12 protein-coding genes are annotated in these 14854 nt (G+C 67.4%); 7 read left to right on the forward strand and 5 right to left on the reverse strand.

What is annotated here, in order from left to right; translation table 11 throughout:
- Window positions 1-20: 20 nt before the first annotated feature.
- Window positions 21-2000 carry a choline BCCT transporter BetT gene (gene betT, locus N4G47_RS10480; protein WP_475286965.1) on the reverse strand — a complete coding sequence of 660 codons (1980 nt, stop codon included), beginning with the start codon at window positions 1998-2000 and terminating at the stop codon, window positions 21-23.
- A 145-nt stretch (window positions 2001-2145) separates the two neighbouring features.
- Window positions 2146-2526 carry a VOC family protein gene (locus N4G47_RS10485; protein ID WP_107230791.1) on the reverse strand — a complete coding sequence of 127 codons (381 nt, stop codon included), beginning with the start codon at window positions 2524-2526 and terminating at the stop codon, window positions 2146-2148.
- Window positions 2527-2674: 148 nt separating this feature from the next.
- Here N4G47_RS10485 and N4G47_RS10490 point away from each other — a divergent pair, with 148 nt between their 5' ends.
- The 3 genes from N4G47_RS10490 to N4G47_RS10500 all read left to right on the forward strand — a co-directional run bounded on the left by N4G47_RS10490 (window position 2675) and on the right by N4G47_RS10500 (window position 7150).
- Window positions 2675-3193, forward strand: a complete 519-nt coding sequence (locus tag N4G47_RS10490; RefSeq protein WP_475286967.1) for a sigma-70 family RNA polymerase sigma factor — start codon at window positions 2675-2677, stop codon at window positions 3191-3193.
- Entirely contained in the window at window positions 3190-4134 is a 945-nt protein-coding gene (locus N4G47_RS10495) for a FecR family protein (protein ID WP_475286969.1), read from the forward strand. The genes N4G47_RS10490 and N4G47_RS10495 overlap by 4 nt, the downstream gene beginning before the upstream one ends.
- Window positions 4135-4201: 67 nt before the next feature.
- Window positions 4202-7150 carry a TonB-dependent receptor gene (locus N4G47_RS10500; RefSeq protein ID WP_475286970.1) on the forward strand — a complete coding sequence of 983 codons (2949 nt, stop codon included), beginning with the start codon at window positions 4202-4204 and terminating at the stop codon, window positions 7148-7150.
- A gap of 166 nt (window positions 7151-7316) precedes the next feature.
- Here the strand turns inward: N4G47_RS10500 and N4G47_RS10505 are convergent, their stop codons facing one another.
- Together N4G47_RS10505 and N4G47_RS10510 are read right to left on the reverse strand one after the other, a co-directional pair.
- Window positions 7317-7640 (reverse strand): DMT family transporter, encoded by a 324-nt coding sequence (locus N4G47_RS10505; protein ID WP_110712584.1) that lies wholly within the window; start codon window positions 7638-7640, stop codon window positions 7317-7319.
- Window positions 7640-7993, reverse strand: a complete 354-nt coding sequence (locus N4G47_RS10510; RefSeq protein WP_019659945.1) for an SMR family transporter — start codon at window positions 7991-7993, stop codon at window positions 7640-7642. Before N4G47_RS10510 ends, N4G47_RS10505 begins: the two co-directional genes overlap by 1 nt.
- Window positions 7994-8153: 160 nt before the next feature.
- Between N4G47_RS10510 and N4G47_RS10515 the strand changes: the two genes are divergently transcribed.
- Window positions 8154-9005, forward strand: a complete 852-nt coding sequence (locus N4G47_RS10515) for a LysR family transcriptional regulator (RefSeq protein WP_475289926.1) — start codon at window positions 8154-8156, stop codon at window positions 9003-9005.
- Between the two features lie 54 nt (window positions 9006-9059).
- Here the strand turns inward: N4G47_RS10515 and N4G47_RS10520 are convergent, their stop codons facing one another.
- Window positions 9060-9980 (reverse strand): M14 family metallopeptidase, encoded by a 921-nt coding sequence (locus tag N4G47_RS10520; RefSeq protein ID WP_475286972.1) that lies wholly within the window; start codon window positions 9978-9980, stop codon window positions 9060-9062.
- Between the two features lie 131 nt (window positions 9981-10111).
- On the opposite strand from N4G47_RS10520, the gene N4G47_RS10525 reads away from it, so the two are divergent.
- The 3 genes from N4G47_RS10525 to N4G47_RS10535 all read left to right on the forward strand — a co-directional run bounded on the left by N4G47_RS10525 (window position 10112) and on the right by N4G47_RS10535 (window position 14847).
- Complete coding sequence (locus N4G47_RS10525; protein ID WP_475286974.1) at window positions 10112-12193, forward strand: TonB-dependent receptor family protein; 2082 nt, start codon at window positions 10112-10114, stop codon at window positions 12191-12193.
- A gap of 62 nt (window positions 12194-12255) precedes the next feature.
- Window positions 12256-14028: a chloride channel protein gene (locus tag N4G47_RS10530; RefSeq protein ID WP_475286976.1), complete on the forward strand. Its 1773-nt coding sequence runs from the start codon at window positions 12256-12258 to the stop codon at window positions 14026-14028.
- Window positions 14029-14130: 102 nt separating this feature from the next.
- Entirely contained in the window at window positions 14131-14847 is a 717-nt protein-coding gene (locus N4G47_RS10535) for an MgtC/SapB family protein (protein ID WP_475286977.1), read from the forward strand.
- Window positions 14848-14854 lie beyond the last annotated feature (7 nt).

The raw sequence follows: 14854 nt of genomic DNA on the forward strand, positions 1-14854 counted from the left end.
CACGGTCCGCACCCTCCGCATCACCGGCTCAGGTGCAGGAACTGCAGGTGCCGTTCGTACTGGCTGATGATGTCATTGATGATCTGCTTGCGGCTGTAGCCCACCAGGTCGTAATCCTGGCTGCCTTCATACAGGTGCACTTCGGCGCGGTAATAGCGCTGGTTGCGCAGCTGCTGTGCGGCGAACGACGGGGTCAGGTAACCGCTGAGGATCACCCGGTACAGGAAGTCCTGCTGCTCGCCGTGATTGACGGTCAGCTCCATGTCGCCCGCTTCGAAGCGCGTGGCCACGTCCCAGCCCTGCCCGCGCAGCTGCTCGGCCACCGCTTCCATCGCCGGCTTCACCGTGTCATCCATGAAGCGGTAGACCTGGTCGCGTACCGGGAAGTGCATGGCCTGGCTCAGGCGCTGGCGCCAGCCCTGATGATGACGATCGTCACCGATCAACGGCGACGGCCGGTACTGCAATGCGCGCTTGCGGTGCGACTCGTCGCTGAAGGCGCGAGTCAGGCCCCACATCATCAGCAGCAGGATCGCCGAGAACGGAAGTGAGGCCAGCACCACCGCCGATTTCAATGCATCGATGCTGCCGGCCAGCAACAAGCCGGCGGTCAGCACCGCGATCACCGTGCCCCAGAACACGCGCAGCCAGCGTGGGCCATCGTCCTCCGGCGCCCCGCCATGCGACGACAACGTAGACAGCACCACGGCACCGGAGTCGGCCGAGGTCACGAAGAAGATGAAGCTGACCAGCACCGTCACCGTGATCACCGCACGGCTCCACGGATAGCCGTCCAGCAATGCGTACAGCACCGTCGGTGGATCATCCACCGCCAGCTGGGCCAGCTGCTGCTGGCCGTGGTGCAACACCTGGTCCAGCGCGCTGTTGCCGAAGATCGACAGCCACGCCAGGGTGAAGCCGAGCGGGATCAGCAGCACACCGAACACGAATTCGCGGATGGTTCGGCCACGCGAGATGCGCGCGATGAACAGACCCACAAACGGCGCCCAGCCGATCCACCAGGCCCAGTAGAACACCGTCCAGCCGCCCAGCCATTCCGGGCGGCCGCCGTAGGCGTACACGTCGAAACTCTTGCCGACCACGCTGCCCAGGTAGTCGCCCAGGTTCTGCATCAAGGTGCTGAACAGGTACTGCGTCGGCCCGGCAAACAACATGAACAGCACCAGCGCGATCGCCAGCAGCATGTTGATGTTGGCCATCCAGCGCACGCCCTTCTCCACGCCGGACACCGCGACCGCCACGGCCGCGCCCATCATTGCCACCACCAGGATGATCTGCACCAGATTGGAGTGCGGCACGTTGAACAGGTGCGACAGGCCGGCGTTGAGGTGCAGCACTCCAAAGCCCATGTCCGCGCCGATGCCGAACACGGTAGCGACGATACCCAGTGCATCCACGGTGTAGCCGATCGGGCCGTTGATGCGTTTTCCGATCAGCGGATACAGCGCCGAGCGCAGCGCCAGCGGCAGGTTGTGGCGGTAGGCGAAATAGGCCATGGCCATCGCCGCCAGCGCGAACACGCCCCAGCCATGCAGGCCCCAATGCAGGAACAGCAGCTGCATGGCCTGGCGCGCACCGGCCTCGCCCGCGGCCGGATCGCCCTGCGGCGGCTGCAGGTAGTGGGTCAGCGGTTCGGAAACACAGAAGAAGAACAGCGTGATGCTAATGCCGGCGGCGAACAGCATGCCGGCCCAGGAGAGGTAACTGAACTCCGGTTCGTCATGGTCGGCGCCGAGCTTGATGCCGCCGTACTTGGACAGCGCCACGCCGACCACGAACACCAGGTAGAGGGTCATCGCCAGCAGGTAATACCAGCCGACGTTGAGGGCGGCCCAGTCCTGCGCCTTCAGCAGCAGGCGCCCCGCACCGAGCGGAAACAGGCTGACAAACAGCGCGAACGCCACGACAACGATCGCCGCGAAGGCGAACACAGGCCGAAGGGTGCGCACCGGGGATTGTTGCGGCTCCAGTACATCCATGGGGCGGCGTTCTCCGGTAGATCAAGGAATTAGCCGACCAATTCTGGCTGAACCGCAGTGGACAGAGCATGAAGTTGCGGCCTGAGGTCACGGCCCGCGCGCGTGGTTTCGTGCTATCACGCGCGCGCCGCCTGCCCGCTGCGCGTCACGACATCACATGCACCGCGCACAGCTTGTTGCCATCGGGATCGCGCAGGTAGGCCAGGAACAGCTGGCGGCCGGCCATGTTGCGGATGCCAGCCGGATCCTCGATGGCAGTGCCGCCCTGCGCCACGCCAGCGTCCTGCCAGCCGCGCACGGCCTCGGCGCTGTCCAGGGTGAAGCCGATGGTGCCGCCGTTGGCGTGGCACGCCGGCTGACCATCAATCGGCGCGGTGACGATGAACATGCGTCCGTCCTTGAAATAGACCAGACGCCCCTTGTCGTCGAACACGCCCGGGCGTGCGCCCAGCGCGGTGAACAGTGCATCGTAGAAGCGATGCGCGACATCCATGTTGTTGGTCCCAACGGTAACGTGGCTGAACATGTGGCACTCCCTGCGGAAAACCGCAGTGTCGGCGAGCCCGCCGGGCATCGCAAATGGGCCCGCCACCCCACTGCGCGCTGCGCAACGTTTGTCGAGTGCCGCCCGATCACTCTATAATAGGAATCATTCTCATTAATGATCGATGCCGATGGCCGTGCCCGCCGACTCCAGCACCGCGCTGGCGGGGTTCTACCGCGAACACCATGGCTGGCTGCTGGGCTGGCTGCGCCGACGCACCCACAACGCCGAGTGCGCCGCCGATCTGACCCAGGACACGTTCCTGCGCCTGCTCAGCCGCCGCGTTGACCCGGGGCAGCTGCGGCTACCACGCGCCTACCTCAGCACCATCGCCCACGCCCTGCTGGTCAACCACTGGCAGCGCGCGGATCTGGAGCGCGCCTATCTGGCCGCGCTGGCTGCCCAACCCGAGCCGGTGCACCCTTCGGCAGAAGAACGGGCGCAGGCGCTGCAGCTGCTGCACGCCATCAACGACATGCTGGCGGGGCTGGCCGAACGCCCTCGTCGCGCCTTCCTGCTGGCGCGCCTGTCCGGCCTCGGCTATGCGGAGATCGGCCAGCAGCTGGGCGTGTCCGAACGGATGGTCAAGAAATACATGGCACAGGCGATGCTGCATTGCCTGCGCCTGTCCGGCGACGCCGCCGCATGAGCACGGCATTGGCCAGCCCCGCGCTGGAACAGGCCGCCGAGTGGTTCGCATTGCGCGAGCACGGATGGAATGACGACGAGCAACAGCGCTGGCAGGCCTGGCTGCACGCTGACGCCAGCCACGCCCACGCTTGGCAACGGGTCGAATTGGTCTGGCAATCGTTCGCACCGCTGTCGGCCCCCGCCGCCGCAAAGGCGCTGGGCGGCGCTGGCCATCGCCGCCGGCAGGCACTGCGCAGCCTCGGCGGTGCACTCGGCATCGGCGCCGTTTCGCTGCTCGGCCTGCACGCGCTGCACCTTCAGCGTAGTGTGCAGACGCGGCGCACCGGCGCCGGCCGCACCGGGCACTGGACGCTGACCGACGGCAGCCAGCTGTGGCTCAACGCCGACAGTGAAGTGGCGATCCGCATGGGCGACGACCAGCGCGCCATCCATCTGCTGCGTGGCGAGCTGCTGTTGCAGACCGGTCACGCAGCTGCCTTCGACGGCCTGCCATTGACCGTGCACGTGCCCGGCGCCCGCCTGCAGCCGATCGGCACCCGTTTCGCGGTAGGCCGCGAGGCACAGGGCAGCCGCCTGGATGTGTTTGAAGGCGTGGTGCGCTGCCTGCCGCAGTTCGGCACGGCACGGGATGCAGCCGCCGGCAGCGCCGTGCAGATCGGCCCGATGGGCGGACTTGCAGCGGTCGAGCCCGATCCGCTGCGCGGCGACTGGCAGGACGGTCGCCTGCAGGTGCAGGACACCCGGCTGGTCCGCGTCGTCGAAGAGCTGGCGCGACACCATCGCGGCTACCTCGGCTGCGATCCCGCCGTCGCGCCACTGAAGGTCACCGCCGTGCTGCCGCGACTGGACAGCGCACAGGCCCTGCAGTTGCTGGCGCGTGCGCTGCCGATCCGCATCGAACAGCGCTGGCCCTGGTGGACCGTCGTGCATCCGCGTTGATGCGCGGTTCCCCTTTGCACGCTCACCGGGCAGTACAGGGGAACCCATTGCGGATGTTGCCGCCCCCATGAAACTGCCCTGCCCCTCCCCTCGCCCCCTGGCCATTGCGCTGTACCTGGCCCTGGCCAGTCCCTGCCTGCTGCCCGCCACCGCCGTTGCACAGAACACCGCAGCGACGGTGCGCTGGCAGATTCCAGCAGGCCCGCTCGACCAGGCGCTGACCGCGTTCGGCCAGCAGTCCGGCCAGCCGATTGCCGCCGATGCCCGCCTGACCCGTGGCCGCCATAGCCAGGGTGTGCAGGCCACGCTCAACGCCGATGCCGCGTTGACCCAGCTGCTGGCCGGCACCGGCCTGGTCTTCCAGCGCGACGCCGGCGGCGTGGTGCTGCAGGCCGCGCCAGCCGCCGACGCCGGTGTGCGCCAGATCGGCACCCTGCGCGTGGCCGGCCAGGCCAGCGAAGGCGCCTCACCCTGGGGCCTGGCCGATGCCGATGCGGTCTTCCGCGACAGCGGCTCGCGCGTGCACCTGGACCGCCAGCAGCTGGAGCGCTTCCGCGGCCAGTCGATCGGCGATGTGCTGGCCGGCGCGGTTGGCGTGCACACCGCCGACGTGCGCAATGGCGGCGCACTGGACGTGAACATCCGCGGCCTGCAGGGCCAGAACCGGGTACCGGTGATCATCGACGGCGGCCAGCAGGCCATCGACGTCTATCGCGGCTATGCCGGCGTACAGCAGCGCAGCTACCTCGACCCGGACCTGATCAGTTCGGTCAGCATCGAGAAGGGGCCGAGCCTGGCCGCCAACGCCGGCAGCGCGATCGGCGGCGTGGTCTACATGGAAACGCTGAACGTCGATGACATCCTCGACGACGGCCAGGCCTGGGGCCTGCGTGTGCGTGGTGGCGTGGCCGACAACAGCATCGACCGCACCCGCACGTTCAAGCAGATCGCGCGCGGCAGCAACAATCGCAACAGCCTGCGTGACCCGCGTGACTGGAACGGCAGCGTGGCCTTCGCCCAGCGTGGCGAGGATTGGCAGCTGGTGGCCGCCTACGCGCGGCGCCGCCAGGGCAACTACTTCGCCGGCAGCAACGGCGCCCATCGCTACGACGACCAGCACCTGTCCAGCGGCGGCACCGGCATGTCCAGCCAGGCGGTCTCGGACATGTACCACCCGGGCGATGAGGTGCTGAACACGCATACCGACAACGCATCGGCGCTGCTGAAATTCACCTGGACGCCCAACCCCGACCAGCGCCTGGAGCTGAGCCACCGCTACTTCAACTCCAGCTTCGGCGAGATCATGCCGTCGGCGATCGGCCGTGTCGGCGAGTCCAACGAATGGGTGACCTACGTGGACAAGGCCAACACCATGTTCCAGTTCGAGCCCGGGAAAATGCGGCTCAATGCCACCTCGCTGCGCCACCGCTACCGGCCCGAAGCACACCCGTGGCTGGACCTGAGCAGCACGCTGTGGTTCACCACCGCCACCAGCCGCATGTTCAACAGCAACATCGCCAACACGCCGCTGTTCAAGGACGTTCCCAACGACCAGATGCCGGACACGCTGGGCGAGACCTATGGCCCCGGCCTGCGGTCGGACGTGAAAACCCGGCGCTGGGGCGTGGACAGCAGCAACACCACCCGCTTCAACAACCGCCTGGGCGACTGGACCCTGCGCTATGGCGCGGCCTTCCAGCACGAGGACACCGCACCGAATTCGCCGGTGCTGCCGGTGGACTACAACAACAACCGCTACCTGCGCTCGGGCACTCGCCGCGAGGTCAGCGTTGTCGCCTCGCTGCAGTGGCAGCCGTGGGACTGGCTGTCGCTGACCGCTGGCGGCCGCTTCATCGACTACCGCACCCGCGACCGCAACCGCGTCGCCTTCGTCAGCGAATCGCGCGACCTGCGCTACACCTTCGCGCGCCTGAGCAAGGGCGGGCAGCTGCTGCCGGGCTGGTACAAGGAGTGGTACCCGGATGCGCAGGGCAACTACACGTATGACTCGCTGCGGGCCACGCCCTACGGCGACAGCACGCTGGGCCAGAGCTACGACTTCGATGGGTTCATTGCCGACCCGCGCGGCGCCAACGGTTTCTACACCAAGCAGATTCCCACCGCGTGGGGCTACAAACCGGCGATCCGCCGTTCCGGCCACGGCTTCGCACCGTATGCCGAGGCCCGCTTCAATCTCGACGAGGACATGTTCTTCTACGTGAAGTACGCGCAGGGCTGGAAGATGCCCAGCCTGTTCGAATCGACGCTGGGCAACAGCACCTCGGCACCGGTGGCCGACCTGAAGCCGGAGAAGAACCGTTCCTGGGACATCGGCTTCAGCCTGCTCAAGCAGGACCTGTGGCGCGATGGCGACCGCCTGGCGTTCAAGGTGGCCTGGTTCAAGAACGATATCGACAACGCGATCACCCGCCGCTTCGACTCCAGCAACTGGGCGTTCTATGTCGACAACGTGGACAACTACACGGTGTCCGGCTACGAGCTGCAGTCCGGTTATGACGCCGGCATCGCCTACCTGGACCTGTCGGCCAGCTACTACCAGCGCGCGCGCACCTGCGACGCGGCCACCGCCAAGCGCCTGCGCGAAGACCCCTATGCGAAGTGGAGCAAGCTGGACACCACCCCTGACTGCGTGGATGGCGGCTTCGGTACTTCGTTCGTCAACGCGCAGAATCCGCCGAAGTACTCGATCCACAGCACATTGGGCTTCCGCCTGTTCGACAAACGCCTGGATACCGGCATCCGTCGCACCTACAACAGCGGCCCCACCCACGAACTGGACAAGCCCTGGAACACCACCGGCTCGACCGGGTTGCAGAACATCTACCTACCCACCGCGATCTACGACTTCTATGCGCGCTGGCAGTTCACCCCGAAGGCCGAAGTGGAACTGGTGGTCAGCAACCTGCGCAATACCTACTACATGGACACGCTGGCGATGAGCCTGATGCCCGGCCCGGGCCGTACCATGCGATTGAACTTCACCGCACGCTTCTGACCGCTGCTGAAACAGCAACGCCCCGGGGAGATCATCCCCGGGGCGTCTGCATGCGGCGGCTCACGCGCTGGCAGGTGCCAACCTTTCAGCACTGGTAGGTGCCAACCTTGGTTGGCACAGCGACTCTGCACGGGTAGGTGCCAACCTTGGTTGGCACAGCAACGCGTTACTTCGCGGTACTCAGCAGCAGCACCGCTACGGTGACCAGACCGATACCGACCCAACCGATCGGGCGCAGGCGGTTGCCGAACAGCAGGCGGCCGCAGGTGGCGGTACCGATCACGCCGATCGCACCCCACATGGCGTAGGCCGTTGCCAGGTCCATGTAGCGCACCGCCTGGCCCAGCAGGGCGAAGGCGATCCAGACCATGACGATCGCGCCGACACCCCAGCGCCAGCGGCGGAAGCCTTCCGACTTGGCCACCATCATGTTGGCGGCGACGTCGATCAGCGCAGAACAGATCACGAAAAACAGGGCCAGGGTATTCATCAGTGCGCCTCCCCGAGGGTGACACAGACGATGCCGACCACCGCCAGTACCAGGCCGGCCAGCTGCTGCAGCGACAGGCTCTCGCCGAACACGGTGAGGCCGACCACGGTCAACAGGGTCAGGCCCAGGCCTTCCCACACCGCGTAGGCCACGCCCACCGCGATGCGGCGCACCGACAGGGCCAGGAAGTAATAGGACAGCGCCAGCGCGCCGGCCATGATCAGGTAGCCGGTCCAGCCGCCGTCGCGGGCGGCGTGGGCCATGAACGAGGTGCCGACCACTTCGGCGACGATCGCCACGGTCAGGCAGGCCCAGGCGACCAGCGCGCCACGGGCGGGAACAGTGCGGGACATGTGAAACTCCTTGCGGGACGGGGACCACGCCCCGCCATCAGTAGATCCACGCCATGCGTGGATGATCTGGAACGCCCCGCAGACAGGGGCGACGGCGGCCAGTATCATCGTCTTTTACGGTGGTATCAAAATGGATTCCATCGACAAGAGCGATGGATCAATGCCCTATTCCCCTGAATCCCTGCAGGCGTTCGTCGAAGCGGCAGCGCTGGGCTCGTTCTCGGCAGCAGCACGCCGATTGCGCAAGACCCAGTCAACGGTCAGCACCGCCATCGCCCACCTGGAAGCCGATCTGGGCGTGAGCCTGTTCGACCGCAGCGGACGCTACCCGCAGCTGACCGAAGCCGGGCGCCAGGTGCTTGGCCACGCGCAGGAAATCCTCGCCGCCGATGCCCGTCTGCAGCAGTTGAGCGTGCGCCTGGCGGCGCCGGTCGAAGCGCGGCTGACCGTGGCGTTCTCCGATGTGTACCAGCTCGATCCGGCGCAGCATGTGTTGCAGCGCTTTGCCGAGGCGTTCCCGGAAATCGAACTGGAATGGCTGGATGCCGAAGGCGATGACGTGCTGGAGCTGGTCGGCAGCGGCCGCGCCGCGCTGGGCCTGTTGCCGCGACAGGAACACTATCCGGACGGCCTGGTGGCACAGCCGTTGGCCCATCACAGCGAACTGTCGGTGTATGTGGCGCGCGGCCATCCGCTGGCCGACGCCGGCCGTCGCGCGGCTGCCCAGCTGGCACGACACCGGCAGGTGCGGTTGAGCGCGGAGGTCGCCCCTGCGCGCGCGGTTACCGGGCTGGCCTGGACCGCCACTGATTATCTGATGGTGATGGAGATGGCAGAGGACGGCATCGGCTGGGCCGAGCTGCCACGCGCGCTGGTACAGCGCTACGACCGCGGGCAGCTGGTGGAATTGACACTGCCCGGCTGGCCGCGACGCATCCACAGCGACCTGTTGTGGCGCCGCGACACGCCGCCGGGGCCGGCGGCGCTGTGGTGGGCAGAGGCGTTGGGGTGACGCACCCACCACGCGCCCTCCACGCATGGCATGGATGGGATGCCGGTTATCCGATCAACGATGGGCGAGCGCGTAATCCAGCGCCGAGCACACCGCCGCGACCTGCGCGTCGTTGCACTGCTGCGGCGTGGCGCGCGGGCTGTCCGGGTAGACCTCGGTGGTGGTGGTGTACGTTGCACCGGTAATGCCAGCGCACAGGCCCAGCTTCACCAGCGGGTACTCGATCACGCCATGGGCCACCACCGGCGAACCGATGATCTCGCCCTTGTCGTCGGCCGGTGCGATATGGGTGACCTTCTCCACCGCGGCGATGACCGCCTGCTGGAAGGCCGCCTGCGGGTTCTCGCTGTCGTCCACCAGGTAGAAGCCATCGGGAATCAGGCCCGGTTCGAACGGCTTGCCATCGCGCGCCGCCAGCGCCGGGCGGAATTCGCTCTCGTCGCTGTCAGTGGTTTCGTGCAGATCGATATGCAGCACGAACTGGCCCTTGTACGGCGCGATCAGGTCGATGACGGCGGTCGATTCACGCGCCGGGCCATCGCTCCGGAAATTGCGGTTCGGATCGATCGCATCGAAGTTCCAGCGGTTGATGCGCTCGAAACCCCACGGGTTCACGCACGGCGCCACCAGCAGGTTGGCCTTCCCAGCATAGTCGGCGGCGTGCTTCTCGAGGAACTGCAGCGCGCCCATCACGCCGCTGGTTTCGTAGCCGTGTACACCGCCGGTGACCAGCGCAGCCGGCAACGCCGGGTTCCAGTCGCGGCTGCGCAGGGCAAACAGGGTGTAGGTCTCGCCGGCGTAGTCCAGCTGGCCATAGGCCACCCTGTCAAAGCGCGCAGCCAGCGCCTCGACGCGCGGCAGCACCTCCTCGTCATAGCGACGCAGGCGCTGCTGGCGACCGCGCCAGGCCTCCCGTTCCGCCGCTCCCCACGGCTGGCCAGGGGTTCCGACGGGGTAGAAGGCAGCTTGGGACATGGCGGATCTCAGCGGGTCAGGAAGCAATCCACAACTCTACCATCCGGGCATCGGGATGAACCGGTGACGCATTCCATTGGCGAATGGAATCAGCAATAATTCTCATTTGCGACCTTCCACGACCTGCACCGATGCCCACTCACGCCCTGCAACCGGCCCGCCTGCCGCTGGCCGCCGCTCTCGCCCTGTGCCTGCTCCCCGCCGCCACCGCCTTCGCCCAGGACAGCGCCACCACGCTGGACAGCATCCAGGTCTCCGGCAGCTGGCTGGGCACCGGCCTGCATGACAGTGTCAAGAGCTTCGCCGGCGCGCGTACCGTGGTCGACCGCCAGCGCATCGAGGCCAGCGGCGCGGCCAGTCTCGGCGATGCCATGCGACGCATCCCCGGCGTGCAGGTCACCGACAACTCCGGCACCGCCGGCAGCTCGGTCTCGCTGAACATCGGCGTGCGTGGCCTGACCGGCCGCTACTCGCCACGCTCGACCGTGCTGCTGGACGGCGTGCCGCTGGCGGTGGCGCCGTACGGCCAGCCGCAGCTGTCGTTCGCCCCGACCAGTCTGTCCAACATCGAATCGATCGACGTGGTGCGCGGCGGCGGCGCGGTGCGCTACGGGCCGCAGAACGTGGGCGGCATCATTAATTTCAGCACCCGCGCCATTCCCACCGAGACTGGCCTGCACGGCGAAGCCGGCGTGCGTTACACCGCCTACGACCACGGCGGCGGTGACAGCACCCAGTACAACGCCTTCCTCGGCGGCACCGGCGACAACGGGCTGGGCGCCGCCCTGCTCTATTCCGGCCAGGATGGCCGCGGCTGGCGCCAGGGCAGCGATGACCGCTTCAACGATCTGGCGCTGAAGTTCGCCTACGCCATCGACGAACAGCAGGAGCTGCGCGCCAAGCTGTCCTACTACGATGTGCGCTCGTTGACCCCGGGCGGCCTGACCCGCGCCCAGTACGAGACCGATCCGTTCCAGAACACCCGTCCGACCGACTTCTGGAAGGGCCACCGCACCGGCATCGATCTGGGCTACACCAACACGTTGTCGGCCAACAGCGAGTTCGAGGTGCTGGCCTATTACAACGAAAGCACCCGCGCCAGCTCGCTGATCAACGCCGCCAACACCCAGCTGACCGTGCAGCCGCGCGACTACCGCGTACTCGGCATCGAGCCGCGCTACACCCAGCGCCTGCACTGGGGCAGCTCGGTGCATGACATCACCGCCGGCTACCGCTTCCTGCGCGAGCGCGGCAACGACCGCAGCTACACCGTCACCCGCCGCACCGGCGCGGCCAGTGCCACCACTCGCTTCGACAACGCCACCGATGCGCACGCCTTCTACATCGACGACCGCATCGCCATCGGCCAGTGGCGGATCACCCCCGGCGTGCGCATGGAGTGGATCGACATGGACCGCCGCCAGGCCGGCGGTACGGCCACCTTCAGCAGCCGCAACGACAAAGCGCTGCCCTCGCTCAACATCGCCTACCTGCTGACCCCGCAGCTGACCGTGTTCGGCAACTACACCACCTCGTTCGGGCCGGTGCAGAACATCCAGCTCAATTCGCAGACCGCCAGCAACCCGCTGAACCCGGAAGTGGCCAAGACCACCGAGCTGGGTGCGCGCTGGCAGGACGGTGCACTGCGCGCGGAAGTGACCGTGTTCAAGATGCGCTTCGACAACCAGATCCTGCAGGTGCCGGGGATCACCCCGCCGACCTTCCAGAACATCGGCGCCACCGACCACAAGGGCGTGGAGAGTGCTCTGGAGTACCACTTCGCCGAGGACAGCGCGCTGGCCGGGCTGGAGCTGTACGCCAACTACACCTGGACCAAGGCGATCCAGCAGTCCGGTGACAACCGCGGCCTGGACGTGCCGTTCTATTCGCGCGACACCGACAGTGTCGGCGCCCGCTACGCGATGGCCGGCTGGACCTTCAACGTCTCCAGCACCCACCAGAGCGGCCAGTTCTCCGATGCCGCCAACACCTGGGACGAAACTGCCGATGCGCGCGTGGGCCGCGTGCCCGGCGTGCGCCTGTGGAACGCACAGGTGGCCTGGCAGGTGCCGGGGCTGGGCGACAGCGAGATCGCGCTGGGCGTGAACAATCTGGCCGACAAGCGCTGGTACACCCGCAATGTGGATGGCAACGCCGGCCGCATGGTGGCCGCGCCGCGCACCTTCTACGTGCAGGGCCGCTACCGCTTCTGAGCCGGTAGCCGCCCGATGCGGTGACGGCGGCACTCACGGTGGCGGCGTATCATGCCGCCACCATGTCATCGCCCGTTTCGCCATCGCGCCTGCATCTGGCCTTCCAGGGCCTGCGCCTGCGCCTGCGTGGCAGCGACCTGTGGTTCATCGCGCTGGCGCTGCTGGTCGGGCTGATTGCCGGCTACCTCACCCTGCTTCAGTCGGGCATCGCACGCTGGCTGCAGGGCACGCTGTACGGGCTGGACGACGGCATGCGTCTGAGCTCGCTGCCCTCGCTGACCTGGACTGCGCTGCTGGTGCTGCCCCTGGGCGGCCTGCTGGTCGGCCTGGTCAGCCTGGCGGCGACCCGGCTCAAGCGGCCGCTGCTTGATGCGGTGGAAGCCAATGCGTTGCATGGTGGCCGCATGTCGATGCGCGACAACCTGATCGTGCTGACCCAGACCCTGCTGTCCAACGGCTGCGGTGCGTCGGTCGGGCTGGAGGCCTCATACACACAGATGGGCGCCGGCAGCGGCTCGCAGCTGGGCCGGGTGATGCGCCTGCGCCGCAACGATGTGCGCATCCTGGTCGGCGCCGGTGCCGCCGGTGCCATCGCCGCCGCGTTCGGTGCGCCGCTGGCGGGCGCGTTCTATGCGTTCGAGATCGTCATCGGCGCCTACACTCCCGCTGCGCTGGCACCGGTGGCGGTCGCTGCGCTGGCCGGCGCCTTCGTGGCCGACCAGGCCGGCATCGAGGCCTACCTGCTGCCGGCGGCCTCGACCATCGACGTGCGCGCCGCCGACTACGCCATCTACGGCCTGCTCGGCTGCTGCTGCGCGATGGTCGGCATCGCCATCATGCGGCTGATCGCCTCGATCGAAGGCACGGTCAAGCGCAGTCCCCTGCCCGCGTGGGGACGGCCGGTGGTTGGCGGTTTGCTGCTGATTCCATTGGCGCTGGCCAGCCCGCAGGTGCTTTCGTCCGGACACGGCGCGCTGCACCTGGACCTGACCACCCACCTGCCGTTGATCTGGATCGGCGGCCTGCTGACCCTGAAGTGCCTGGCCTCGGGCATCTCGCTCGGCTTCGGCTTCCGCGGCGGCCTGTTCTTCGCCTCGCTGTTCATGGGCACGCTGGTGGGCGCGCTGTTCGCCGGCCTGCTGGGCATGGCCGCCGGCGTGCCGGTGGTCGATGCCACCTCGGCCGCCCTTGCCGGCATGGCTGCACTGGCGGCGGCCGTGGTCGGCGCACCGATGACCATGGCCATGCTGGTGCTGGAAGGCACCCACGACTTCCTGCTGACCAGCGTGGTGATGAGCGCGGTGCTGGTCTCCAGCACGCTGGTGCGGCAATGGTTCGGTTATTCGTTCTCGACCTGGCGCATGCACCTGCGCGGCGAAACCATCAAGAGCGCCCGCGATGTCGGTTGGGTGCAGAACCTCAACGCCGGCCAACTGATGCGCAAGGGCGTAGCCACCGCCCCTGCCGACCTCGATACCAGCGCGTTCCGCCAGCGCTTTCCACTGGGCTCCGGCACCCGCGTGGTCCTGATCGACAGCGAAGGCCACTACGCAGGCATCGTGCAGATTCCGCATGCCTATGGCGACGGTATGAAGCCCGACACACCGATCGGCGAACTGGCTGAGAACCGCGATATCTCGCTGGCGCCCTCCTCCGACGTGGTCAGCGTGATGCAACGCTTCGACCAGACCCAGGCCGACGAACTGGCCGTGGTCAGCGCCGACGGCCAGGTGCTGGGCGTGGTCTCCGAAGCCTTCGTACGCAAGCGCTACGCCGAGGAACTGGACAAGCGCCAACGCGAGCTGATGGGCGAGCGCGTCGAGGACACCGACTGACCCCGGAAAAGGGGACGGCGGGAATCAAGTCGTTCCTGGCGCATCCCGATATCCGCGCGTGGCGTGGATCTACTGTCACGTCGGCGGAGTAGACTCCGGGCCATGCGCTTCATTGAAACCTTCCAGGCCGGCCCCTTCGCCGACACCGTGGTCAGCCTGCTGGCTGCCTTCGTGCTGGGCACCCTGATCGGCGCCGAGCGCCAGTACCGGCAGCGCACCGCCGGGCTGCGCACCAACGTGCTGGTGGCAGTGGGCGCCGCCGCCTTCGTCGACCTGGGCATGCGCATTGCCGGCAGCGCCGAAGCGGTGCGGGTGATCTCCTACGTGGTCTCCGGCGTCGGCTTCCTCGGCGCCGGCGTGATCATGAAGGAAGGCATGAACGTGCGCGGCCTGAACACCGCCGCCACGTTGTGGTGTTCGGCGGCGGTGGGCAGCTGTACCGGTGCGGACATGTTGGCCGAGGGCGTGCTGCTGACCGTGCTGGTCATCGCCGGCAACACCCTGCTGCGACCACTGGTGAATGCGATCAACCGCATTCCGATCAATGAAGCGGCCACCGAAGCCACCTATGAAGTGCGACTGAGCGTGGATGCCGAAGCCGTGCCGCGGGTGCGCGAGCGGCTGGTCGACGCACTCGAAGCGGCGCAGTACCCGGTCAGTGATGTGCAGGTGGTCGAGCATGCCGATGCGCCCACCGACGTGATCGCGGTGCTGGTCAGCACGGCGGTCAGTGCCGACGAGCTGGACGTGGTGCTGGCGCGGATGGAGCAGGTACCGGGCGTGCTGCATGCGAACTGGGAAGTCAGCACCCGGGATTGAGGGGGTT

The sequence above is a fragment of the Stenotrophomonas sp. GSD10 genome (assembly GCF_056172695.1).

Excerpts from the sequence above, each read along its gene's own strand:
- N4G47_RS10505 (WP_110712584.1), bottom strand. The coding sequence starts at position 7,640 with ATGAATACCCTGGCCCTGTTTTTCGTGATCTGTTCTGCGCTGATCGAC.
- betT (WP_475286965.1), bottom strand. The coding sequence starts at position 2,000 with ATGGATGTACTGGAGCCGCAACAATCCCCGGTGCGCACCCTTCGGCCT.
- N4G47_RS10530 (WP_475286976.1), top strand. The coding sequence starts at position 12,256 with ATGTCATCGCCCGTTTCGCCATCGCGCCTGCATCTGGCCTTCCAGGGC.
- N4G47_RS10515 (WP_475289926.1), top strand. The coding sequence starts at position 8,154 with ATGCCCTATTCCCCTGAATCCCTGCAGGCGTTCGTCGAAGCGGCAGCG.
- N4G47_RS10510 (WP_019659945.1), bottom strand. The coding sequence starts at position 7,993 with ATGTCCCGCACTGTTCCCGCCCGTGGCGCGCTGGTCGCCTGGGCCTGC.
- N4G47_RS10525 (WP_475286974.1), top strand. The coding sequence starts at position 10,112 with ATGCCCACTCACGCCCTGCAACCGGCCCGCCTGCCGCTGGCCGCCGCT.
- N4G47_RS10490 (WP_475286967.1), top strand. The coding sequence starts at position 2,675 with ATGGCCGTGCCCGCCGACTCCAGCACCGCGCTGGCGGGGTTCTACCGC.
- N4G47_RS10520 (WP_475286972.1), bottom strand. The coding sequence starts at position 9,980 with ATGTCCCAAGCTGCCTTCTACCCCGTCGGAACCCCTGGCCAGCCGTGG.
- N4G47_RS10535 (WP_475286977.1), top strand. The coding sequence starts at position 14,131 with ATGCGCTTCATTGAAACCTTCCAGGCCGGCCCCTTCGCCGACACCGTG.
- N4G47_RS10485 (WP_107230791.1), bottom strand. The coding sequence starts at position 2,526 with ATGTTCAGCCACGTTACCGTTGGGACCAACAACATGGATGTCGCGCAT.
- N4G47_RS10500 (WP_475286970.1), top strand. The coding sequence starts at position 4,202 with ATGAAACTGCCCTGCCCCTCCCCTCGCCCCCTGGCCATTGCGCTGTAC.
- N4G47_RS10495 (WP_475286969.1), top strand. The coding sequence starts at position 3,190 with ATGAGCACGGCATTGGCCAGCCCCGCGCTGGAACAGGCCGCCGAGTGG.